Annotated in this window: 18 protein-coding genes; 10 read left to right on the top strand and 8 right to left on the bottom strand. The window is 70.4% G+C overall.

Annotated features, from left to right (window positions below; translation table 11 throughout):
• Positions 1-53: 53 nt before the first annotated feature.
• Positions 54-2,603, bottom strand: a complete 2,550-nt coding sequence (locus ACFMQL_RS14970; protein WP_378785917.1) for a sigma-70 family RNA polymerase sigma factor — start codon at positions 2,601-2,603, stop codon at positions 54-56.
• A 688-nt stretch (positions 2,604-3,291) separates the two neighbouring features.
• Here ACFMQL_RS14970 and pyrE point away from each other — a divergent pair.
• Positions 3,292-3,825, top strand: coding sequence for an orotate phosphoribosyltransferase (gene pyrE / locus ACFMQL_RS14965; protein ID WP_364061917.1), 534 nt, complete (start codon positions 3,292-3,294; stop codon positions 3,823-3,825).
• A gap of 169 nt (positions 3,826-3,994) precedes the next feature.
• Here pyrE and ACFMQL_RS14960 read toward each other — a convergent pair whose 3' ends face one another.
• Positions 3,995-4,462 carry a hypothetical protein gene (locus tag ACFMQL_RS14960; protein ID WP_364061914.1) on the bottom strand — a complete coding sequence of 156 codons (468 nt, stop codon included), beginning with the start codon at positions 4,460-4,462 and terminating at the stop codon, positions 3,995-3,997.
• A gap of 73 nt (positions 4,463-4,535) precedes the next feature.
• Positions 4,536-5,249 carry a DedA family protein gene (locus tag ACFMQL_RS14955; RefSeq protein WP_364061911.1) on the bottom strand — a complete coding sequence of 238 codons (714 nt, stop codon included), beginning with the start codon at positions 5,247-5,249 and terminating at the stop codon, positions 4,536-4,538.
• A 187-nt stretch (positions 5,250-5,436) separates the two neighbouring features.
• Between ACFMQL_RS14955 and fbaA the strand changes: the two genes are divergently transcribed.
• The 3 genes from fbaA (at position 5,437) to ACFMQL_RS14940 (ending at position 8,287) form a co-directional block, all read left to right on the top strand.
• Entirely contained in the window at positions 5,437-6,459 is a 1,023-nt protein-coding gene (gene fbaA, locus ACFMQL_RS14950) for a class II fructose-bisphosphate aldolase (protein WP_364061908.1), read from the top strand.
• A gap of 34 nt (positions 6,460-6,493) precedes the next feature.
• Positions 6,494-6,904: a DUF3151 domain-containing protein gene (locus tag ACFMQL_RS14945; protein ID WP_364061905.1), complete on the top strand. Its 411-nt coding sequence runs from the start codon at positions 6,494-6,496 to the stop codon at positions 6,902-6,904.
• Between the two features lie 99 nt (positions 6,905-7,003).
• On the top strand, positions 7,004-8,287 hold the full coding sequence (locus ACFMQL_RS14940) for an adenylosuccinate synthase (RefSeq protein ID WP_364061902.1): 1,284 nt from the start codon (positions 7,004-7,006) through the stop codon (positions 8,285-8,287).
• A 4-nt stretch (positions 8,288-8,291) separates the two neighbouring features.
• On the opposite strand, the gene ACFMQL_RS14935 is transcribed toward ACFMQL_RS14940, so the two are convergent.
• Complete coding sequence (locus tag ACFMQL_RS14935; protein ID WP_364061899.1) at positions 8,292-8,939, bottom strand: GNAT family N-acetyltransferase; 648 nt, start codon at positions 8,937-8,939, stop codon at positions 8,292-8,294.
• 49 nt (positions 8,940-8,988) lie between these two features.
• Here ACFMQL_RS14935 and ACFMQL_RS14930 point away from each other — a divergent pair, with 49 nt between their 5' ends.
• Complete coding sequence (locus tag ACFMQL_RS14930; protein ID WP_364061896.1) at positions 8,989-9,954, top strand: glycerophosphodiester phosphodiesterase family protein; 966 nt, start codon at positions 8,989-8,991, stop codon at positions 9,952-9,954.
• Between the two features lie 25 nt (positions 9,955-9,979).
• Here the strand turns inward: ACFMQL_RS14930 and corA are convergent, their stop codons facing one another.
• The gene (gene corA / locus ACFMQL_RS14925; RefSeq protein ID WP_364061893.1) at positions 9,980-11,020 is read right to left on the bottom strand and encodes a magnesium/cobalt transporter CorA; all 1,041 of its coding nucleotides are present in this window, start codon (positions 11,018-11,020) and stop codon (positions 9,980-9,982) included.
• A gap of 974 nt (positions 11,021-11,994) precedes the next feature.
• Between corA and purD the strand changes: the two genes are divergently transcribed.
• The 5 genes from purD to ACFMQL_RS14900 all read left to right on the top strand — a co-directional run bounded on the left by purD (position 11,995) and on the right by ACFMQL_RS14900 (position 18,760).
• Positions 11,995-13,215 carry a phosphoribosylamine--glycine ligase gene (gene purD, locus ACFMQL_RS14920; RefSeq protein WP_364061890.1) on the top strand — a complete coding sequence of 407 codons (1,221 nt, stop codon included), beginning with the start codon at positions 11,995-11,997 and terminating at the stop codon, positions 13,213-13,215.
• Positions 13,216-13,348: 133 nt separating this feature from the next.
• The gene (locus ACFMQL_RS14915; protein WP_364061887.1) at positions 13,349-14,185 is read left to right on the top strand and encodes a phosphoribosylaminoimidazolesuccinocarboxamide synthase; all 837 of its coding nucleotides are present in this window, start codon (positions 13,349-13,351) and stop codon (positions 14,183-14,185) included.
• A gap of 76 nt (positions 14,186-14,261) precedes the next feature.
• Positions 14,262-15,527, top strand: coding sequence for a UDP-N-acetylglucosamine 1-carboxyvinyltransferase (murA, locus tag ACFMQL_RS14910; RefSeq protein WP_364061884.1), 1,266 nt, complete (start codon positions 14,262-14,264; stop codon positions 15,525-15,527).
• A gap of 200 nt (positions 15,528-15,727) precedes the next feature.
• On the top strand, positions 15,728-17,017 hold the full coding sequence (locus tag ACFMQL_RS14905) for a GTP cyclohydrolase IIa (protein WP_364061881.1): 1,290 nt from the start codon (positions 15,728-15,730) through the stop codon (positions 17,015-17,017).
• Positions 17,018-17,800: 783 nt separating this feature from the next.
• A complete protein-coding gene (locus tag ACFMQL_RS14900; RefSeq protein ID WP_364061878.1) occupies positions 17,801-18,760 on the top strand; it encodes an EamA family transporter in 960 nt (319 codons plus the stop codon).
• On the opposite strand, the gene hisC is transcribed toward ACFMQL_RS14900, so the two are convergent.
• The 3 genes from hisC to ACFMQL_RS14885 form a co-directional block, all read right to left on the bottom strand.
• On the bottom strand, positions 18,761-19,819 hold the full coding sequence (gene hisC / locus ACFMQL_RS14895) for a histidinol-phosphate transaminase (protein WP_364061875.1): 1,059 nt from the start codon (positions 19,817-19,819) through the stop codon (positions 18,761-18,763).
• A gap of 63 nt (positions 19,820-19,882) precedes the next feature.
• Positions 19,883-20,548 (bottom strand): NUDIX domain-containing protein, encoded by a 666-nt coding sequence (locus tag ACFMQL_RS14890; protein WP_378785916.1) that lies wholly within the window; start codon positions 20,546-20,548, stop codon positions 19,883-19,885.
• A 69-nt stretch (positions 20,549-20,617) separates the two neighbouring features.
• Positions 20,618-22,417, bottom strand: a complete 1,800-nt coding sequence (locus tag ACFMQL_RS14885) for a DUF4434 domain-containing protein (protein ID WP_364061869.1) — start codon at positions 22,415-22,417, stop codon at positions 20,618-20,620.
• Positions 22,418-22,429: the final 12 nt, after the last annotated feature.

Below are 22,429 nucleotides of genomic sequence, written 5' to 3'. Positions count from 1 at the left end.
CGCCGTCTCACCAGAGCAATCAGCCGAACCGTACCAGTTTGTCCCGTTCACGGTCACTGCCTCGCCCGTACGCTCACCGCGGCCACTCCGAACAGCACCACGTCCTTGTCCGTGACGATCGTCAGCCCGGGATCGGCGCCCAGCTCGGCGGTGACCGTGTCGACGTCCACCCCGAACGTCAGCTCCGGCACGCCGCGCGATGAGCCGTCGAAGACGTTCGAGCGGTCACGGTCGCCGCCCACCGGGGTCAGCGCGCCCGTGCCCAGCGAGACCTTGTCGCCCCGCAGGTCCACGTCGCCCTCCCAGGTGACCAGCTCCGCCCTGGCCGGCGCGGCGGCGGGCGTGAGTCCGCCGAGCGGGAAGCGTACGCGCCGTGACGCGCCGCCGATCACGGTGGCGGTGTCGAGCACCATGGCCCGGCCGTACGGCTCGTCCGGGTCGCTGACGATCATCACCAGGCTCCAACCCGCGTGGCGGGCGGGGCCCTCCTCCATGGGGGCGTCGCCCGCCCAGTAGGTGCCGCTCTTGCCGACCAGGTGGGTGACGTCGGCGAACGCCTGGTAGACCGGGCCGAGCGGCAGCTCGCGCACCGCCACGTCGGCGGGCTTGACCGTCACGTAGCGCCGCCGCCCCGGGGGCCGCAGCTTGATCGGGCCTGCCTCGTCGCCGGTCGCCGACCAGTACAGGCCCGCCCACACCACCTTGCCGCCCTTCGGCAGCGTCAGCTTCGCGCCGCTTGATGACTTGGTCTCGGAACGGTCGTCGAGGTCGAGCGCCATCATCGGCCACAGGTCGTTGTCGCGCTGGGCGCCCGCGCGCCTGCGTGCCTCGGCGCAGCTCGCGACCTCGCGCGGGCAGGTCAGCAGGGTGTTGCCGATCGCGCGTACCGTCACAGGGCCGTCGGTGGCGAACCTGGCGGGCGCGCCGGACGCGCGTACGCCGTGCTTGGCCTTAGCCCGCACACGCAGCGACCCGGCCGCGACCCGGACCGAGGGGCCACCGCCCTCGGGCGCGCTCTCGGCCACCAGGACCCGCAGGAACACCGCCGTCCCCTGCCCCGCCGCCAGCGGCCTCCTCGTGCACGTGGCCCCGCCGGAGGACGGCCGGCAGGTCCACCCGTCCATCGTGCTCTTCGGACCGGAGGACCCGTCGGACTTTGCCCCGGCCGCCTCATCGGACCTCCGCCCGGCCGCCCGCTCGACCGCCTCAGCAACCGCCGCACCACCCCCGCCACGAGCCGTGACAGCGGCCCCCTGAGCAGACGGAACTCCCGACGCCGGCCGACCGGAGGAGCCCGTGAAGGGGTGAGCCGCCGGGACCGCGAAGCCGGGGCGGGCCGCCGGGGCGGGGATGAGGGTCACGCCGGAGGGCAGGCGTACGTCGGCGGACAGGCTCGCGCTCGCGGAACCGCCGTAGTTGCGCAGGCGCAGCGCGATCAGGCCGGTCTCGGCCCGGACGAGCGCGCCCAGCGGCTCGATCGTGACCCGCAGCCGGGCGGGGCCGGGCTTGGCCGTCTTGACGGGCGGCGGCACCCTGGCCGGCGCCTCGCTCGGGCTCGGCGCCCGTACCGGCACGGGGGTCTCGGCATCGGATGGCGCATCGACCGGCACCGGCACCGGATCGGGCGTGACCGGCGACTGCGCGACCGGCGTGGCCGCCGGATGCGCGGCCTGCAGCGGACGTTCGTCGGAGACCAGCAGCAGCCCGGCCGCCGTGGCCACCAGCACGGCCGTGCCGCCCGCCATCATGGCCTGCTGCTGCCTGGGCGTCCGCCGCAGCCGCCGCAGCATGCCGAGCAGACCGCCCGCGCCGCCGGTCGCCGTGGCCTTGGCCAGCGCCGCCGCGTAGCCGCCGAACATCGGCCCGGCGATCAGCGGGCCCACCATGACGCGCAGCCCGCGGTTGACGTCGGTCAGCTCGAGCAGCACCCCATTGCATTCCTCGCACGACTTGACGTGCTCGTCCACCGCCTTGGACTCGCGCCTGGCCAAACCGCCGCGTACGTACGCCCCCATCTTGCTCAGCACAGGACGGCACTCGCGCTGCGGCGGCGCGCCCAGGTGCAGCTGCAGGTACGCCTGCCGCAGCCCTTCCCTGGCCCGGTACGCCAGCGCCGCCACGCCGTTGGCCGACAGGCCCAGCAGCGGCGCCACATCCGCCGGCTTGAGCCGCTCGACCTCCGTGTGCCACAGCACGGCCCGCCACCGTTCGGGCAGCGACAGGTACGCCCTGGCGATCAGCGACTTCTCCAGCCCCGCCAGCGCGGGATCGATGAACGGCACCCCGGGGTCGTACTGCTCGATCTCGCCCGAGCTCACCTGGCGGCTCTCCACGCGGGAGCGGTCGTGGACCGTGCGGCGCACGACGGTCAGCAGGTAGGTGCGGAAGGCCGTGTCGGGCCCGCCACCCCTGCCCACCAGGTCGAGGATCTTCGTGAACGCCTCCGCCACCACGTCCTCGGCCTCGGCACTCCTGACGAGCTGCCGGGCCATGGCACGCGCCGCTACCACGTGGCGCTCGTAGAGCTGCCCGTAAGCAGCGGCATTGCCCTCTCTGACCGCCTGAAGGAGCTCTGCGTCGCTCTGTGCCGATACGGTACCCATAGTGACCTCACGATTACGCGGGGTTGCCCGCGCAATCATTCCGCACTCCCCCTGTTGACTAAACCGCGCACGGCCCTTTACTCCGCGCGACCGCAGCCTTGCTATCGGCGAGCCGCGGACCGGCGGCCACGGGAGAGCGGCGCGGGCAGGGCGGCGAGCACGAGCACCGGCGCACGCCGTGGCGAGGGCATGCGCCGACGAGCACGAACACCGGCGCACGCCGTGGCGAGGACGTGCGCCGACGAGCAAGGCAGCGTGGCGGCCGCGCGTGCCTCGGCGCGAACAAGCGAGCCGCGCCCCCGCAGCGCACGCCAGCCGCCACGAACCGACACGAGCTGACACAAGCCGCCCCACCGCACGCCCACCGCGCACACCAGCCAACGTGAGCGGAAGGCGCAGGTGAGGCGTGGCTGTGCGGCACCGGTAAGTGCGAGGGCCATTGCCCGAGCAAGGCGAGAAGCGCGAGCAGCGGGCCACCGCGAAGCGCAGTGGCGCGCAGCACGGGCGGCACGTAACGCGGGCGGCGCACCTCAGCGAGTGCGGGCGGCGGGCACCCGCGAGGGCGGGCGATCCGCGCCTGCGGCGTGAGGGCGTCACCGACCGGGGGCGAGCAGGCGGAAGCAGGGGGCGGTGCGCCTGCGGCGTACCGGCGGAGGGCCGTTTTGATCAGGAGCCTAAGCTTGGACGCATGACGGATCGCGACACCCTCCTGGCCGAGATCACGAAGAAGGCCATCGTGCACGGCAAGGTCATCCTGTCCTCGGGCAAGGAGGCCGACTTCTACCTCGACCTGCGGCGCATCACGCTCGACGGCGTGGCGGCGCCGATCGTCGGCCGCGTGATGCTCGACCTGACCGGCGACCTCGACTACGACGCCGTCGGCGGGCTCACGATGGGGGCCGATCCTGTGGCGGTCGCGATGCTGCACGCGGCGGCGGCGCGGGGCCGTACGCTCGACGCGTTCGTGGTGCGCAAGGCGCAGAAGGCGCACGGCCTGCAGAAGCGCATCGAGGGGCCCGAGGTCAAGGGACGGCGGGTGCTGGTCGTCGAGGACACCTCGACCACCGGCTCGTCCCCGCTGACGGCCGTGGAAGCGCTGCGTGAGGCGGGCGCCGAGGTGGTGGCGGTCGCGACGATCGTCGACCGTGGCGCCACCGAGCGGATCGCGGCCGAGGGGCTCGAATACCGCTCGGCGTACACGCTGGCCGATCTCGGACTTTGAGCACACCACTTCGGGCCAGGGCCGATCTCAGACTCTAAGCACACCGCTCCCGGCCGGGGCCGATCTCGGTCTCTGATCACACCGCTGCCGAGGCCGACCGGGGCCCGATCTCGGACCTGAGCGCACAACGGCCGAGACCGCCAGGTCGCGGCCGACGCAGCGGTTCGGGTCAGTCGGGGGCGGTGGCGGTGAAGGCTTCGCGTTTGCCCGGGGCGCCCTGGGGGCGGAGTTCGCCGTTCTCCGTGACGCGGACCGTGGCGGCGTCGCTCAGCACCACGTCCAGCTCCGGCTCGAAGTAGCTGACCTCCTCGCCCCGCGCCATGTCCCGGTACAGAAGCACGTCCCCACCCGGTACGCGGACTGTGACGAGGGGGCAGGTCTCGGCGATGCATTCGATGCGTACGGTGGGCACCCGCGCACTGGCAGAGGGGGTCTCAGCGCCCGTCTCTGCGTCCGTCTCTGCGTCCGCCTGCGTGTCCGCCTCCGTGCCCCCGTCGGGCGCCGGGGAGGAGCGTTCGCGTGCGGTCTCACCGGCCGCGTCGCCGAGCATGCCGAGCAGGGCGCGGCCGCCGACGAAGAGGAGTGCCACGACGGCCAGCGCGGTCACGACGAGGAGCGCTAATCGGGCGAGGCCCATCGGTTCAGACCTGTGGCGTCCCACAGGGGGCAGCGTACCTGGAGACGATCCGCCCCGCCCGGCTCACGAGCGGTCAGTATTGGCCGTCGAAGCTCGAGGGCACGCGGTGGTGCTTGCCGCTGGGCTCGGGGAGCCGCTTGCCGGCGCGGCGGTGCTTGATGGCCTCGACGATGATCGGGATCAGCGAGATGAACACGATCAGGAAGACGCCCGGCAGGATGTACTTGTCGATCTGCTTGGGATCGACCTGGGCGCCGAGGAAGTTGCCGAGCAGGATGAGGCCCTCGACCCAGATGACGCCGCCGACGACGTTCCAGATGAAGAATCGCTTGCTGCTCATCTGCAGCACGCCGGCGACGGGATTCATGAACGTGCGGACGATCGGCACGAACCTCGCCAGAATCACCGCCCTGGCGGGACCGAACTTCTCGAAGAACTCCTCGGCCCTGACGACGTGTTCGCGCTTGAACAGCCGGGAATCGGGTTTGTCGAACATCTTGCGGCCGAAACGCATGCCGAGGAAATGTCCGAGCTGAGCGCCCGCGATGGCGCACAGCGGTGTGCCGATCACCAGGACGGGGAAGGAGAGCGGTTCGATGCCCATGCCCTGCGCGACCGAGGCCGAGCTGAAAATCCCCGCGGCCACCAGGAGCGAGTCGCCGGGCAGGAAGAACCCTAGGAGCAGACCCGTTTCGGCGAAGATGATGGCGAGAACGCCGATGGTGGCGAAAGCGCCCAGAATGGTCAGCCACCATGTCGGGTCAAGGAGATTCAAGAGCCAGTCCACGGCGGAGAGCCTACCTGTAGCCGGGATGCGGCAGATGACCTTCAAGGATGCTGTCCCCGTCATCTGCCGTCAAAGACGTGTTGTCTCCACTACAGACCATGAAGCGCGCGTTGTCTCTACCACAGCGGGTAGTGAGCCGGGATACTGGGCCCTGGCGCGAAGCCGCAACTTCTCAGGGAGATGAATCATGCCTATTGCGACTCCAGAGGTCTACGCTGAGATGCTCGACCGGGCCAAGGCCGGCGGATTCGCCTACCCGGCGATCAACGTCACCTCCTCCCAGACGCTGAACGCCGCCCTGCGTGGCTTCGCCGAGGCCGAGAGTGACGGCATCATCCAGGTCTCCACGGGCGGCGCCGAGTACCTCTCGGGCAGCACGGTCAAGGACATGGTCACGGGCGCGACGGCGCTCGCGGAGTACGCCCGGGTGGTGGCCGCGAAGTACCCGGTCACGGTGGCGCTGCACACCGACCACTGCCCGAAGGACAAGCTCGACGGCTACATGCGGCCGCTGCTCGACATCTCGATCGAGCGGGTCAACAAGGGTCTCGACCCGCTGTTCCAGTCGCACATGTGGGACGGCTCGGCCGTACCGCTCGAGGAGAACCTGGAGATCGCCAAGGAGCTCCTGGACAAGTGCGCCAAGGCGCGCGTGATCATGGAGATGGAGATCGGCGTCGTCGGCGGTGAGGAGGACGGCATCGTCGGCGAGATCAACGAGAAGCTCTACACCACTCCCGAGGACGCGCTGGCCACCGCCGAGGCCGTCGGCCTGGGCGAGAAGGGCCGCTACATGCTGGCGGCCACGTTCGGCAACGTGCACGGCGTCTACAAGCCGGGCCACGTCAAGCTGCGGCCGAGCGTGCTGAAGGAGATCCAGGAGGCGGTGGGCGCCAAGTACGGCAAGGAGAAGCCGTTCGACCTGGTCTTCCACGGCGGCTCCGGCTCGCTGCTGGAGGAGATCCACGAGGCCATCTCGTACGGCGTGGTGAAGATGAACGTCGACACCGACACCCAGTACGCCTTCACCCGCCCGATCGCCGACCACATGTTCCGCAACTACGACGGCGTGCTGAAGGTGGACGGCGAGGTCGGCAACAAGAAGACCTACGACCCCCGCTCGTACGGCAAGGCCGCCGAGGCCGGCATGGCCGCCCGCGTGGTCGAGGCGTGCCAGCACCTCAAGAGCGCTGGGACGAAGATCTCCTAGTCATGTGGGCGGCCCTGCGGGTATGACTTGTCCTATGGAAAACCTTCTCGCCGGGCCGCCCCCGACCAAGCTGCCGGACCTGCCCGAGGCCAGGCAGGCACTGGAATCCGGTGCCAAGGCGGCCGACGTGGCCGCGCGTTTCCCCGCCTACCCGGCTGCGTGGGCCGCGCTGGCGGAGGAATACTTCGCCCAGGGCCACGCCGTGACCTCCTACGCCTTCGCCCGTACGGGCTACCATCGCGGGCTCGACCAGTTGCGCCGTAACGGCTGGAAGGGACACGGCCCGATCCCCTGGGAGCATGAGCCCAACCGCGGCTTCCTGCGCTGCCTGTACGCGCTGCACCGCGCCGCTCAGGCGATCGGCGAGAAGGACGAGGCCGAACGCTGCCTGCAGTTCCTCAAGGACAGCACGGAGAGCGGATACGACGCGCTGACCAAGGGCTGACCCTTGGGACGAATAGGCACGTTCGGGTAGTCTCTCTACGCAAGAGCCCCTGTCGCGCTTGCGCCAGGGGTTTTCGTTTTGTGCTCGGGAGACTGAACCATGCCGGCTGCCGTACTCGTGGGTGCCCAATGGGGCGATGAGGGCAAGGGCAAGGCCACCGACCTGCTCGGTGGCGACGTCGACTATGTCGTCCGCTATCAGGGGGGCAACAACGCGGGTCACACCGTGGTCATCGGTGATCAGAAGTACGCGCTGCACCTGCTCCCCACGGGGATTCTGTCACCGGACGTCGTACCGGTGATCGGCAACGGCGTGGTGATAGACCCGGGTGTGCTGCTCGGCGAGATCGACGGGCTGGCCGAGCGGGGCATCTCCGCCGAGCGGCTGCTGATCTCGGCGAACGCGCACCTGATCATGCCGCACCACAAGGCCCTGGACAAGGTGACCGAGCGCTACCTGGGCAAGGCCAGGATCGGCACCACCGGGCGCGGCATCGGGCCCGCGTACGGCGACAAGATCGCCCGGATGGGCGTGCGCGTCCAGGACCTGCTCGACCCGGGCATCCTGGCGAAGAAGATCGAGGTCGCGCTGACCGAGAAGAACCAGGTGCTGACCAAGGTCTACAACCGCCGCGGCATCGACCCGGCGGCGGTGCTGGACGAGTACCTCGCCTACGCCGAGCGGCTCAAGCCGCACATCGCCGACACCTCGCTGGTGCTGTCGAAGGCGCTGGACGAGGACAAGTTCGTGCTGCTGGAGGGCGGTCAGGGCACGCTGCTGGACATCGACCACGGCACGTACCCGTTCGTCACCTCCTCCTCGCCCACCTCGGGTGGTGCGTGCGCGGGTGCGGGCATCCCGCCGAACCGGCTGACGAAGATCATCGGCATTCTGAAGGCGTACACCACGCGCGTCGGCTCCGGCCCGTTCCCGACGGAGCTGGAGGACGAGATGGGCGAGTGGCTGCGCACGACCGGCGGCGAGTACGGCGTGACCACCGGCCGCAACCGCCGCTGCGGCTGGTTCGACGCGGTGATCGCCCGGTACGCGACCCGGATCAACGGCATCACCGACTACTTCCTGACCAAGCTGGACGTGCTGTCGGGGCTTGAGCGGATCCCGGTGTGCGTGGCGTACGACGTGGACGGCGTGCGGCACGAGGAGATCCCGATGACGCAGACCGACTTCCACCACGCGGTGCCGGTCTACGAGGAGCTGCCCGGCTGGCAGGAGGACATCTCCAGCGCCAAGTCGTTCGAGGACCTGCCGCCGAACGCGCAGGCGTACGTGCGCGCCATCGAGGAGATGAGCGGCGCGCCGATCTCGGCCATCGGCGTGGGCCCCGGCCGCGACCAGACGATCGTGGTGCGCCCGCTGGTCTGAGCCGCTACCCCGTGAGGACGGCCGCCGTCATGGGGGTGTGCAGGGTCCACCCGAGCGTGGAGTAGAGCGCGCGCCCCTGGGCGGTGGCCACCAGGACGCCGTTGGTGGCGCCCATCGAGGTGGCCGCGGTCGCGATCGTCTTCATCACGACGGTGCCGAGGCCGCGGCGGCGGTGGTTCGCGGCGGTCTCCACCTGGTCGATGACGGCGGTCTCGCCCGCGATGGCGAACTGGCCGCGCGCCGCGACCTCGCCCGCCGCGGTCAGCACCCTGGCGACGGTGACGCCGGCGCGGGTGGTGACGGCCAGCGTGTAGCCGTCGGGCGCGGGCACGGGGTCGCGGACCAGGCGGGCGGTCATCATGAACTCCGGGTCCTGTACGGCCCAGGGCTCGGGCAGCAGCGGGGCCACGGCCTCGGGCGGGGCGCAGAGCTTGAGCCAGGTGCCCGGGGTGCGGATGGTGGCCGTCAGGCGGCGGAGGATCTCGGGCGTCGGCGCCGAGACGATGTGGCGGGCCACGTGGCCGGGCAGCCCGACGTCCACGCGCAGGCCCCACGGTTCGCGTACGGGCCGGGGGGCTTTGCGGGAGATGACCCAGCCGTCAACCCACGCCCGTACTGTCGGGAAATGGGCTGACTTGAGAACCTCCGTCATGACGAACAGCCTATTGTCTGGCCTGATTCACCCGACCGGGCGTATCAGGATGAAAAGGACACGGCGTGGCTCTGCCTTCAAGAGCCTCCGGCCAGGTAGGGTCCCGGGTGTGCGCGTTGAGATACATGGTCACCGGGGGGCTCGCGGCCTCTGGCCGGAGAACACCCTGCCCGGGATGAGCCGCACGATGGAGCTGGGCGTCCACGCGCTGGAGCTCGATGTCGCGCTCACCGCCGACCGCCGCCTCGTGCTCACGCACGACCTGACGGTGTCGGCCGTCACCAGCGCCGACCGGCGTCCGGCCTATCCCGGCGATCCCCTCTACCCCTACGTCGGCAAGCCCATCAACTCCCTGACGCTGGCACAGCTGCGCACGCTCGACGTGGGCGTACGCGTGCCGCGTCACCCCAACGACCCGTTCGCCATGACTCAGGTCCCCATGCCCGAGACCCGCATGCCGACGCTCGGCGCGGTGCTGGGGCTGATCAACGCCTACGAGGCCGATGGCGTACGGGTGCACGTCGAGCTGAAGTCGGACCCGACGCGGCCGCACCTGACGTCGGACCCGCACATGTTCACCGAGCTCGTGCTCGAAGAGCTCGAACGGCACCGCAGGCTCGACAACGCGGCCATACTCAGCTTCGACTGGCGGATCATCAGGCACGCCGAGAAGCTCGCGCCCGGCACGCGGCGCTTCGCGCTGATCGAGCTCGACACCCTGCACTGGAACGAGGGCGTCGGCGACGATGTGCCTGCGGCGGCGCGCGATGCGGGCGCCACCACGCTCTCGCCCGAGCACATCATGGTCGACGAGACGCTGATGGCGCAGTCGCGGGCCGCCGGGCTCGACGTCGCGGTGTGGACCGTCAACGACACCGCCCTGGCGGCGCGGATGCTGGATCTGGGCGCGGCCGGGATCGTCACCGACTACCCCGACCGGATGCGGGAGCTGTGGCGGGAGCGGGGGCTCGAGCTTCCCGAACCGGTCGGCCCGCTCAAGCCGGTCGGCGTGTGAGCCGCACCGGGGCGTGGCTCAGGCTTCAGAGCCAGCCGTTACGACGGAAGCCCCGGTGCAGCAGCACGCAGACCGTCACCATGACGCCCAGCACCGCCGGATAACCCCACACCTGGTTGGTCTCGGGCATGAAGTCGAAGTTCATGCCGTAGATGCCGGCGATCATCGTGGGCACGGCCAGGATGGCCACCCACGACGAGATCTTGCGCATGTCCTCGTTGGCGAGCGCGTTGGAGCGCGCCAGCGCGGCCTGCAGTATCGAGTTGCACAGCTCGTTCGACGACTCCACCTGCTCGCACACCCGGGACAGGTGGTCGCCGACGTCGCGGAAGTACTCGCGCATCTCCGACGGGATGACGCGGCGCTGGGGCAGCGCCTGCAGCGGCGCCTGGAGCGGCGTGACCGCCCGCTTCATCTCCAGCATCTCGCGCTTGAGCTGGTAGATGCGGTTGATGTCGCGGGAGCTGACGTCGGCGAACACGGTCGCCTCGACCTCCTCCAGCTCCAGCTGCATCAGGTCGGCCACCTGGAGGTACTGGTCCACCACGTGGTCGGCGATCGCGTGCAGCACACCGGAGGGGCCGCGGCTGAGCAGCTCCGGCTTGTCCTCAAGGCGCTCGCGCACCCCGCCGAGCGGACAATGGCGGCCGTGGCGCACCGTCACCACGAAGTCCGCGCCGAGGAACATCATGATCTCGCCGGTGGCGATGATCTCGCTGCCGTCGCCCGGCTGCTCGTGGTCGAGGTAGGCGACGGTCTTGAGCACCATGAACAGCGAGTCGCCGTACCGCTCGACCTTGGGGCGCTGGTGGGCCTTGACCGCGTCCTCGACGGCCAGCGGGTGCAGGCCGAACACGCCGGCCAGCCACTCCACCTCGGGAGCGGCGGGCTCGTGCAGGCCGACCCAGACGAAGGCGTTCGCGCCGTCGGAGGTCGCGTTGTGCTCGCGTACGAGCTCCAGCGCCTCGACGATGCCGGGCGCGGGCATCTTCTTGCCCTGGACGTAGGCGCCGAACTCGACGACGGAGTCGCCCGGCGGCACGCGTACCGGTGCCGGGGGCTTCACGTGCTGATGCTTGGCACGCGTAGGTACGGACGAGTGTCGGTTGATGCGACGGAAAAGGGTGGACGAGCGCATGGCAGTCCCTTTCCGCCCGACCAGGCACGCTCCACGCGCGACGAAGTCACCTCAATCAAACACACATGCGTGGAGGCACGATCAGGCTGCCGAATTGGAGTGGTCGGGGGTATGCACGGTGTACGTGTGCGAGCACGTACTGCTGGGATCACCAGGATTCATCCCGGACCACCTCCAATCACACGAGACGCCGTAGAGCCGCCCTAACCTACCACAGGCGGGAAGAACCCATCTGACGATACTCGCCCCCAGGCCCCCGCCGATGTAGAACTCCACAAAGTTTCTTGCCTATTCCGCCATCCCCGCCGCCGTACCCCGGGGCCCGCCGTTGCGAGGGCCTGTCCGCACTTCGGTACTGTCCTTCGGGGCCCATCCGGCGAAGTCCGCCGAGCACGGAGCCGACCCGGCGGCTCGGCGGCCCGGCGGAAGCCAGGGCGGCGCCCCTCCGAGGCCGGAACCCGGCACACCGGGCAGCACCGAAGCGACCGAGCCGCACGGCTCCCCCCTGCCGCCCCCGTCTCCCGAAGGACAGCACCGAAATACGGCGGGAGCGTCGCGACGGCGGGTCGGCGAAACGGCCCTCGCCGACCACCGCGAGCGCCCGGCCGTGGACGGCCCGACGCAGCGGCTGCCACCTCCTCCTCTTCCCGAAGGACAGCACCGAAGTACGGCGGGAGCGCCGGAGCGCAGGGTCAGCCGGACGGCCCCACCCGACCACGGCGAAGTCCGCCGGACACACCGCCGGCGGGACAGACCCGGCGAAGCCGGGGCAACACCCCTCCGAAGCGAAGATCAGCAGCCCCGACCCCACCGAAGGACGCACCCCGCCCCGCCGAAGAGCCGCGTCTCGGCGGGTGGGCGGGGGACTCGTGGGTGGTGGTGGGCCTGCGAGAATGGGGCGCGTGCGCGTTCTAGTCATTGGTTCCGGAGGGCGTGAGCACGCCCTGTGCCGTTCACTCAAGCTCGATCCGCAGGTCAGCGAGCTTCACTGTGCGCCAGGCAATCCTGGCATCGAGGAGGTCGCCACCGTCCATCCCGTCGATCCGCTCGACCCCGAGCAGGTGGCGGGGCTGGCGACCAGACTGCGGGTCGATCTGGTGGTGATCGGGCCGGAGGCGCCGCTCGTGGCCGGGGTGAGCGACGCCGTACGCGAGGCGGGCTTCGCCTGCTTCGGTCCCTCGCGCGACGCGGCCATGATCGAGGGCTCCAAGTCGTTCGCCAAGGAGATCATGACGGCCGCCGACGTGCCGACCGCGCGCTCGCGCACCTGCACGACCGAGGCCGAGGCGGCGGCGGCGCTCGACGAGTTCGGCGCCCCGTACGTCGTCAAGGACGACGGGCTCGCGGCGGGCAAGGGCGTCGTCGTGACCGAGGACCGCGACAAGGCGCTCGCCCACGCGCGGGCCTGCGAGCGGGTGGTGATCGAGGAGTACCTCGACGGGCCCGAGGTGTCGCTGTTCGCGCTGTGCGACGGCAGCACGGCGGTGCCGCTGCAGCTCGCCCAGGACTTCAAGCGCGCCTACGACCGCGACCAGGGCCCCAACACCGGCGGCATGGGCTCGTACACGCCGCTGCCGTGGGCACCCGACGGGCTGACCGAGCAGGTCATGCGGGAGATCGTGCATCCGACGATCGGCGAGCTGACCCGGCGCGGGCTGCCGTACCAGGGCGTGCTGTACGTCGGGCTGGCACTCACCTCGAAGGGCCCGAAAGTGGTGGAGTTCAACGCCCGCTTCGGCGACCCCGAGACCCAGGTGCTGCTCGACCGGCTGGAGACGCCGCTCGGCGGGCTGCTCATGGCCTGCGCCACCGGTGAGCTGGGGCTCGACCCGGTCTTCAAGGCCGGCTCGGCGGTGTGCGTGGTGGTGGCGTCCGAGGGCTACCCCGACTCGCCGGTGAAGGGCGACGTGATCCGCGGCCTGCAGTCCACCGACAACGCGTACGTGCTGCACGCCGGTACGGCGTGGAAGGACGGCGAGATCGTCTCGGCCGGCGGCCGGGTGCTCAACGTCATCGGCCACGGGCCCGACCAGGAGAGCGCGCGGCGGGCGGCGTACGAGCTGGTCGGCCGCATCGAGATGCGCGGCTCGCACCACCGTACGGACATCGCCACCGTGAAGTGACCACCGCATGGACTTCGCGACCGTGAAGTGATGTGACGCCGCGGGCGAGGGGCCGCATGGCCCTTCGCCCGCCGGGCCCGCCGGACGTGCCCCCTCGCCCGCCGGGGCGGGCGGCCGGTGGCAGACTTGACCCGTGAAGCATGTGCACTCTGGCAAGGTCCGCGATCTCTACGAGACGGACGACGGCCTGCTGGTGATGGTCGCGTCCGACCGGATCTCGGCCTTCGACCACATTCTTGAGCCCGACATCCCCGACAAGGGGGCCATTCTCACCCAGCTCTCGCTGTGGTGGTTCGACCAGCTCAAGGACGTCGTGCCCAACCACGTCGTCAAGCGTGGCGACGACGCCCGCAGCGTGGTGTGCAGGCCGCTGAAGATGGTCGCGGTCGAGTGCGTGGCCAGGGGCTATCTGACGGGTGGCGGGCTGAGCGAATACCGCGCCACGGGCACGGTGTCGGGAGTGCCGCTGCCGCCGGGGCTGGAGGACGGCTCCAGGCTGCCCGAGCCCATCTTCACGCCGTCGACCAAGGCGCCGCAGGGTCAGCACGACGAGCCGATCTCGTACGAGCGGGTCGTGGCGGAGGTCGGCGCGGAGACCGCCGAGGAGCTGCGCCGGATCACGCTGGCCGTCTACGAGCGCGGCGCGGAGATCGCGGCCGAGCGCGGCATCATCGTGGCCGACACGAAGATCGAGCTGGGCTGGGACTCCGACGGCGTGCTCACGCTGGGCGACGAGGTGCTCACTCCCGACTCGTCGCGGTTCTGGCCTGCCGACGAGTGGCAGCCCGGCCGCAGTCAGACTTCTTTTGACAAGCAATTTGTACGCGATTGGCTGCTATCGCCCGAATCCGGATGGGACAAATCCACCGGAAACCCCCCACCGCGCCTTCCGGACCACATCGTCGAGCGCACCCGGCAGCGATACCTAGAAGCGTATGAGCGCATCACGGGGGCTCCCTTTAGCGGATGATTCGGCTGGGCCAAGTGGTGTGAGCGACTACTGTTGGCCCGTCCGAGCCTCACCGGAAATCAAGGAGCCGCACGAAATGGTCCGTTACCGCGTGCGCGGTGGCAACGCACTGCGTGGAACCGCGTTCATCCAGGGCGCGAAGAACGCCGTGCTTCCCATGATCGGTGCGGCCCTGCTCGCCGCCAAGGGCCGCACCGTCCTGCGCAACGTGCCGATCATCGAGGACGTGCGCCGCGCGGTCGAGCTGGCCGAAGCGGTCGGCGCGTACGTCGAACTGCACGAAGCCGAGCGCACGCTGGTCATCGACGCCTCCAAGGTCAGCAGCCCCGTCCTGCCCGCCGAGATCGCCCGGCGCTTCCGCGGGTCGGTGCTGTTCACCCCCGCACTGCTGCACCGCCTCGGCGAAGCCGTCGTGGAGGGCGTCGGCGGCTGCAACCTCGGCAGCCGCAACCTCGACTTCCACTACCTCGGCTACAAGCGCCTGGGCGCGGTCGTCGACGAGGGCGAGACCGTCATCCACGTCAAGGCGGCCGGCCTGACCGGCGCCACCCTCTACCTCGACACCCCGTCCCACACCGGCACCGAGAACCTCATCATGGCCGCCTGCCTGGCCAAGGGCACCACGGTGATCGAGAACGCCGCCCTTGAGCCCGAGGTGCTCGACGTCATCGACATGCTCGGCAAGATGGGCGCGCGCATCAGCGGCGGCGGCACGGGCTTCATCACCGTCGAGGGCGTCGACGAGCTGCACGCCGTCGAGCACACCGTCATGCCCGACCGCCTCGACGCCGGCGTCTTCGCCATGGCGGCGGCGATCACCCAGGGCGAGCTGAGCCTCGTCGGCACCGGCCTCGACCTCGGCGTCGTGCGCTACAAGCTGGAGCAGATGGGCGTCGAGTTCCACCGGCAGGGCGCCGTCCTGCACGTACGCTGCGACGGCCCGCTGCGCCCGATCAACATCATCACCGACACCTACCCGGGCTTCGCCACCGACCTGCAGTCGCCGATGATGACCGTCGCGGCGCTCGCCGACGGCACCAGCTACATCCACGAGCGCATCTTCGACGGCCGCTTCGCGCTGGCCGGCGAGCTCAACAAGATGGGCGCCAACGTCGAGGTGGAGGGCAGCAGGGCCATCGTCCGTGGCCGTACGCCGCTCACCGGAACGCACGTGACCGCTCACGATCTGCGATCGGGCATCGCGCTCGTGCTGGCCGGGCTGGCCGCCGAGGGCGAGACGGTGATCGACTCCGGTTACCTGATCGACCGCGGCCACGCACATCTCGCGGCGCGAATGCGTGCTCTCGGAGCGGACATTACACGAGAGATTTCTGAGCGCTAAAAACGCCAGAAAAGTGGCGTTGAGCTGCCAAAACACGTAGTCGGACGGTCCAGCAGAACGGCTTTCCGGAAAAGTCGGGCGTGACATTACGGCCCCCGCGAGCGATCGTTCCAAAAGAGAGCACTGCAACGGACGGCAGGATGGGACGAACATTGGTCGAGAGGGCCGAAGAAACTCCCCGAGTGTCACGCCCGGGCGCTATGACACCGGACCTCACCATCGGCGTGGTCGGACCCCACGACCTGGTCGAGCGAGTCATGCTGATGGGTCACGCCGCGGCGCCGCTGCCGTGTCGCCTGGTCGCCGCGGCCTACCGCGACGAGCAGGAGGCGCCCGACAAGGTGACGCGGCTCGGTCCCGGTGTCGACGCGTGCCTGTTCGCCAGCCCGGTCCCCTACGACCTGGCCCGGCGTTCAGGCGTGCTGACGATGCCCGCGACGTACGTGCAGCTCGGCGGAGCGGCACTGGTGGCGGCGCTCGCCAAGGCGGCGCTCGACACCCGCATCGACCCGAAACGGGTCAGCATCGACGTGGTCACCAGGGCCGACGTCGAGGAGGCGTACACCGACCTCGGCATCCCCGCGACGGACGTGCACAGCCGCGACGAGCCGGGCGCCACCGGCACCATCGCGGCCTACCACGAACGCCTCGCCCGGCAGGGGGCCACCACGGGCGCGCTCACGTGCCTGCCCGCGGTGGCCGAACGCCTGCAGACGGCGGGCGTGCCCGTCATCAGGATCAAGCCGACCTCGGCGGCGGTCCGTACGGCGCTGCACACCGCGGCGCTGCTCGGAGCGCACCACCGCCTGGAGGAGTCGCAGCTCACCGTCGTGCTGGTGGAGGTGCCGACGCTGCGCGAGCCCGTGCGGCGTGCGGCGCCCCGCTACTGGCGCGACGAGCTGCGGCTGTCGCTGCACCGGCTGCTGGTCCAGGAGGCGAACCGCATCAACGCCACCGTCTGGCCCATCGACGATCACAGCTACCTGGTGACCGCCACCAGAGGCTCGATCGCGGCGGCCACGGACGGGTTCAGGGTGTTGCCTTTCGCCGCCAGGATCAGGGACGAGCTGGGGCTGGCGGTCGAGGTCGGCGTGGGCATGGGCCGCACGACGCACGACGCCGAGTCGCACGCCCGCGCCGCGCTGGCGCGCACGCAGGCGGGCAAGCAGGCACAGGGCTTCGCGGTGGACCGCGAGGGGCGGGCGCTGATCCCGGCTCCGCGGATGCCGCCGACCGGGGCCACCGCATTGAAACCGAAAGGAGTGGAGGTACTGGCCCGGCTGGCGGCCAAGCTCGAAGGCGGCGACACGGTGGTCGACGCCGAAGGGGCGGGCAAGATGCTCGGGGTGACGCCGCGTACGGCACGGCGGTTGCTGCGCACGTTGGTTGACGAGGGACTCGCGTGGCCGCTTCCGCCGAACCGCACGCCGCAGCCTGGGCGTCCACGGCAGCTCTACCGGCTGATCGTGGAGAAGCTCGGACCCCGCTGAGCCGGGACGACGAGGCCGGTCCGCTCTGCGCGGGCCGGCCTTCTTCTTGGTCCGGACCTTGACTGGAGCGTGCCGGCCTCTTTCTTGGTCCGGACGTTGACCGGAGCGTGTCGGCTTCAGGAACATTGCGGGCGCACTTTTGTGAACGGATTGGTTGACCCGTGGAGATGCGGGTATGTTCTCCCACGCCCCCGATCGACGGGATTCGGACGGGGGCACCAAATCCTCACCATCGTCGACGATCCGGTGTGACGCTCCGCCTGCGCAACGTACGTTTTCGTACCCTTTTGCGCCTTTTCTGGGGCTTTTTCGGGTTTGTTGAGGAAATGACGGCCGGGGTGGGCGGCGGAATAGGGGCTGTGCGGGCCTGTACGGCGCTGTGAGCGCCCGCCGCCGTAGGGGTGGCTCTCGGGATTCGGCCATCCTGAACGGCGCCCAGAACCGGCCCTGTAAGCGCTCCCGCCGACCCACCCGGTTACGTCCCGTCGAGTGACCGCCGCGCGCCCGGACACGGCCCACGCGTGCGGCGGGGCGGGTGGGGCACGCGGCCAGTGCGGGCAGGCCCGCGCGGGGCGCACGAACGGGAGCTGCGCAGGCCGCGCGAGGCGCACGAACGGGAGCTGCGCAGGCCGTGCGGGGCGCACGAACGGGAGGTGCGCGGGCGTGTGCGGATGGCCGCGCGGACGTCAGAAATGACCTGAGTGCCCGATGGGTCGGCCTTGGGGGTTCAAGGGCTGATATTCGCAGGTGATCTGTCGTACCCGGGCTGTACAGTCATGAGCCATGAGTGCAAACGCTCCTGTCAGCCGATCCCCGCTCCTCATCTGGGGCGCGCTGGCGATCGTTTACGTCGTGTGGGGCTCGACGTACCTCGGCATCAGAATCGCGATCGAGACGCTGCCGCCGCTGCTGCACGGCGCCACGCGCTTTGTCACCGCCTCACTCCTGCTGGCGGGGTTCCTGCTCATCAAGAAGGGCACGGCCGCGTTCACGATGACGCCGCGCCAGTTCGGCGGCGCCGCGCTGGTCGGCCTGCTGCTGCTGACCGGCGGCAACGGCATGGTGGCCGTGGCCGAGCAGCACATCTCCAGCGGGCTGGCCGCGCTGCTCGTGGCCAGCGTGCCGCTGTGGCTGGTCGTGTTCCGGATCATCGCGCGCGACAGGCCCGCGCTGCTGACGGTGGCGGGTGTGCTCGTCGGCTTCGGGGGTGTGGCCGCGCTGTCGCTCAACGGCGGCGGCGAGGAGGCCGGTACGACCGGGATCGTGGTGATCCTGCTGGCCTCGCTGTCGTGGTCGATCGGCTCGTTCATCTCCAGCCGCATCCCGATGCCGCCCAACGTGTGGACGGCCAGCGCGGTCGAGATGCTGGCCGGCGGCGCCGGGCTGGCGATCGTCAGCACCTCGATCGGCGAGCACGTCGATCTGGCCGCGGTCTCCGGGCGGTCGTGGGCGGCGCTCGCCTACCTGGTGCTGGTGGGCTCGCTGGTCGGCTTCACCGCGTACACGTGGCTGCTCGGCAACGCGCCGATCTCGCTGGTCTCCACGTACGCCTACGTCAACCCGGCCGTCGCCGTCGTCCTGGGCGTGCTCGTCGTGAACGAGCACGTGACGGCGCAGATCGTGCTCGGCGGCGTGGTGATCCTCATCGGCGTCGCCCTGGTGGTCTCGACAGAGCGACGCGCGAAGAGGACACCGGCACCCGCCCAGGCCGGCGAGGTCGATACGGCCCCGCAGCAGGCCTGATCAGCGGGGGAAGCGCGCGGCGACGGCGAGGAAGGCGTCGTTGGCCTCGGGCGAGCCGATCGACACCCGCACGCCTTCGGGGTGGAACGGCCGCACCGCCACGCCCTCCGCGGCGCAGGCGGCGGCGAAGTCCTGGGTACGATCACCGAGCCGCAGCCAGACGAAGTTGGCCTCGCTCGGCGGCACCGTCCAGCCCTGACCGATCAGCGCCTCGCGGACGCGGGTGCGCTCCTTGACCACCTGCTCGACCCGGTCGAGCAGCTCGTCCTCGGCGGCCAGCGAGGCGATGGCGGCGACCTGGGCGAGGTGGTTGACCGCGAACGGCATCATCGTCTTGCGGACGGCCGTGGCCACCGGCTCGTGCGCGATCATGTAGCCGACGCGCAGCCCGGCCAGGCCGTACGCCTTGGAGAAGGTGCGCAGCACGGCCACGTTGGGCCGGTCGCGGTAGAGGGTCAGGCCGTCGGGCACGTCCTCGTCGCGCACGTACTCGCGGTAGGCCTCGTCGAGCACGACCAGCACGTCCTGCGGCACCCGGTCGAGGAACGACTCCAGCTCGGCCCTGCGGATGGCGGTGCTGGTCGGGTTGTTCGGGTTGCACACGAACACCATGCGGGTCCTGTCGGTGATCGCCTCCGCCATGGCGTCGAGGTCGTGGTCCTCGCCCGCCAGCGGCACCCGTACGGACGTCGCCCCCGCCAGGTCGGCGAGCAGCGGGTACGCCTCGAACGACCGCCAGGCGTAGACCACCTCGGCGCCCGGCTCGCTCACCGCCTCGAAGAGCTGCTGCGCCACGGTCACGGACCCGGCGCCCAGCGCGATGTGCTCGGCCGGCACGGAGAACCGCTCCGCGATGGCCTCGGTCAGCTTGACCGCGCCGGCGTCGGGGTAGCGGTGGATGGTCCTCGCGCCCTCGGCGATGGCCTCTGCCACGGAGGGCAGCGGCTCGTACGGGGACTCGTTGGACGACAGCTTGTACGACCGCCCGTCGGGCGCGACGACCGCCTTGCCCGGGGTGTAGGGGGCCATGGTGTCCAGAATCTGGCGGAAACGAGGCATGGCATCACCTTAAGAGGAACGGCCGGGTGGGACATCACCCGGTTGCCCTTCGATCTTCGAGGCTCATTCTTTGAGGCTGCGGAGCATGGGCGGGTGGAGCAGCTCCGCGGGGCCGCGGCGGTAGAGCTTGGCGGGCCGCCCGCCGTCGCGGGCGGTGGTGCCGCCGGTCTCGACGAGGAAGCCCTCGGCCTTGGTGACCTTGCGGTGGAAGTTGCGCGGGTCGAGCGTGCGGCCCCAGACGATCTCGTAGACCCGCCGCAGGTCGGCCACGGTGAACTCGGGCGGGCAGAACGCCGCGCCCAGCGAGGTGTATTCGAGCTTGCCGCGCGCGCGTTCGACGCCGTCGAGCATGATGCGCCGGTGGTCGAAGGCCATCACGGTCAGCGAATCGATCGGCTGCCAGCTCATGTGGGCCTTCTCCGAGGCCGGCAGGTCGGGGGCGAGGCCGAGGTAGGCGACGCTGAGCACGCGCTGGCGCGGGTCGCGGTCGGGGTAGCCGTAGGTCTGGAGCTGCTCCAAATGCACGGGCGCGCCGGGCAGCCCGGCACGCTCGGACAGGATGCGGTGGGCGGCGGCCGGCAGGTCCTCGTCGAGCTGGATGAAGCCGCCGGGCAGCGACCAGCGGCGCAGGAACGGCGGGTTGTCGCGGCGCCACACGAGAGCGCTCAATGCCTGGTTGCGCACGGTGAGCACGACCAGGTCGACACTGACCGGGATGCGCGGGACCATGCCCGGCACGTTACACGCAGTCGTACGAACGCAGCGAACCGTACGTCATGCCGCACGTCATCCTTTACGTCATGCCGGTGCCGCGATGCGGACGTGCAGCTCCTCGGTCGTGGCCTGGCCCGACGGCAGCCTGACCCCGATGCGCACCCATTCGCCCGGCGGCACCTGCGTCCAGTCGAACGGCACCCATGCCGCCGCCATGCCCTCGGGCAGCTCCTCCTCGATCGGGTCGCGGTCGAGGTAGCCGGTGCTCGCGATGTCCCGTTCCTCGGTGCCGCCGGACCACTGGATGGTGACGGTGCCGAGGTCGAGGTTGTAGCCGCGGACCTCCACGCCGTCGTCGGCCTCGCGGGGCCGTCTGATGGCGTCCACGGCGATCGGGCGCTGCCAGTCCTTGATGATCTCCTCTTCGATGGACGGCTTGCCGCACGTCATGAAGTCGCTCCACATGTAGGAGACGATCTTCTGGACGTACCGGCCGGCCATCGCGACCGCCTGGTCGAGGCGCTCCTTGTCGGTCTTGCCGCGGGTGCCGGTGGGCGCGCACGGCTTGTCGCCGGACGGCTCGAAGACCTCGACGTTGGCCCAGAGCTGCACGTGGTGGCCCTCGTCGATCATCTGGTCGCGCGCCTCGGACATCGCGCGGTAGTAGTCGCGGGTGGAGCCGTGGTAGGCGGTCCCGTACGTCGACTCCCCCACCACCGGCCGCAGCCGCTCGTCCACCTCGGTGTCGCGCTCGTCCGGCCAGAACAGCCCGACCTTGCCGGTGCCGCGGCTGTCCTGCGGCGCGATGATGCCGACCCCGGTGCGCGCGAGCGCCTTGAAGCCCTCGGCCACCTGCTGCGGCGTCTGCCCGAACGCCACCCGCTTGCGCGCGTCCATGTAGGGGCTGATGAGGATCGGCTTGCCCGGCAGTTCCTGCTGCACGATGCGGTGCTGGTCGGCGTAGACCTCAAGCGTCGGGTTGTCGGCGAGCGTCGCCGACATCTGCACCTCGAACGGCTGGTAGACGCCGCCGAGCGACTCGCGGTCGGCGAAGCGCTGGCCGTAGTCCTGCAGGATGCGCCTGGTCAGGGTGGTGAGCGTGCCGAGGTGGCGCTTCTCCGCCCTGATCGGCGTCTTGTGGTCGCGCGGGGCCAGCGGCAGCGCGGGGAAGATCCGCATGCCGAACTGATCTCCGAGGTTGAGCAGCTCGCTCAGGCTGTCGGACGGCGAGCCGGCCACCAGGATCATGTCGTACGCCTGCGCCTTGCTGCTGAAGTCGCAGGTGGCGTCGTCGGAGCCGTCGGCCTGGGTGATGAGGCGGTAGTAGATGCGCTTGCCCGCCTCGATGGAGTGCTCCATCTCCGGGCAGCGGTACAGGCCGGAGCCGAACGCCTCGTCGGTCCTGTAGACGTACACGCGGCCGATGCGGTTCTTGGGGTTGGCCCGCTTCAGGTCGCGCTCGGCCGCGTCGTGGCAGCTCATGCCGTCCTCGACGCACGCCTTGTACAGCGAGTCGATCTCGCCGTCCTTGGTGCGCACCTGGCCGGAGGCGGTGACCGTACGGAACTGCAGGCCGTAGCCGATTCTGATGATCGTGTCGCCGCCGACGCGGTGGATCTCCTGGAGCTGCTTGCGCCAGGTGCAGGGGTTCGACTTGGGGGTGATCCAGTAGCCGGTCACCGCGTACGGGGCGATCTCGCCGGTGTCGAACGTTCCACAGGGGTCGGTGAACTCGCTCACCTTCGGCGTCGGGAGCGTGCTCGACGGCTTGGCCACCGGGGACCTCGCGGCCGTCGGCTCGGAGTCGCCGAACGGCAGCACGATCACCACCGCGGCGATCACCGCGAGAATGGCTGCGCCCGCGACCAGTAAGAGCCAGCGCACGTTCAGGAACCT

It is taken from the genome of Nonomuraea fastidiosa (genome assembly GCF_042751225.1).
GTDB lineage: Bacteria > Actinomycetota > Actinomycetes > Streptosporangiales > Streptosporangiaceae > Nonomuraea > Nonomuraea fastidiosa.
Note: the sequence above shows the minus strand (reverse complement) of the source record. Positions and strands in the feature narration are given on the sequence as shown.

What these genes read in the sequence shown, in the direction of transcription:
- ACFMQL_RS14930 (WP_364061896.1), top strand. Translation starts at nt 8,989, where the DNA reads ATGAAAAGGACACGGCGTGGCTCTGCCTTCAAGAGCCTCCGGCCAGGT.
- ACFMQL_RS14890 (WP_378785916.1), bottom strand. Translation starts at nt 20,548, where the DNA reads ATGGTCCCGCGCATCCCGGTCAGTGTCGACCTGGTCGTGCTCACCGTG.
- ACFMQL_RS14905 (WP_364061881.1), top strand. Translation starts at nt 15,728, where the DNA reads ATGACACCGGACCTCACCATCGGCGTGGTCGGACCCCACGACCTGGTC.
- ACFMQL_RS14940 (WP_364061902.1), top strand. Translation starts at nt 7,004, where the DNA reads ATGCCGGCTGCCGTACTCGTGGGTGCCCAATGGGGCGATGAGGGCAAG.
- hisC (WP_364061875.1), bottom strand. Translation starts at nt 19,819, where the DNA reads ATGCCTCGTTTCCGCCAGATTCTGGACACCATGGCCCCCTACACCCCG.
- pyrE (WP_364061917.1), top strand. Translation starts at nt 3,292, where the DNA reads ATGACGGATCGCGACACCCTCCTGGCCGAGATCACGAAGAAGGCCATC.
- fbaA (WP_364061908.1), top strand. Translation starts at nt 5,437, where the DNA reads ATGCCTATTGCGACTCCAGAGGTCTACGCTGAGATGCTCGACCGGGCC.
- ACFMQL_RS14945 (WP_364061905.1), top strand. Translation starts at nt 6,494, where the DNA reads ATGGAAAACCTTCTCGCCGGGCCGCCCCCGACCAAGCTGCCGGACCTG.
- ACFMQL_RS14935 (WP_364061899.1), bottom strand. Translation starts at nt 8,939, where the DNA reads ATGACGGAGGTTCTCAAGTCAGCCCATTTCCCGACAGTACGGGCGTGG.
- ACFMQL_RS14970 (WP_378785917.1), bottom strand. Translation starts at nt 2,603, where the DNA reads ATGGGTACCGTATCGGCACAGAGCGACGCAGAGCTCCTTCAGGCGGTC.
- murA (WP_364061884.1), top strand. Translation starts at nt 14,262, where the DNA reads ATGGTCCGTTACCGCGTGCGCGGTGGCAACGCACTGCGTGGAACCGCG.
- ACFMQL_RS14960 (WP_364061914.1), bottom strand. Translation starts at nt 4,462, where the DNA reads ATGGGCCTCGCCCGATTAGCGCTCCTCGTCGTGACCGCGCTGGCCGTC.
- ACFMQL_RS14900 (WP_364061878.1), top strand. Translation starts at nt 17,801, where the DNA reads ATGAGTGCAAACGCTCCTGTCAGCCGATCCCCGCTCCTCATCTGGGGC.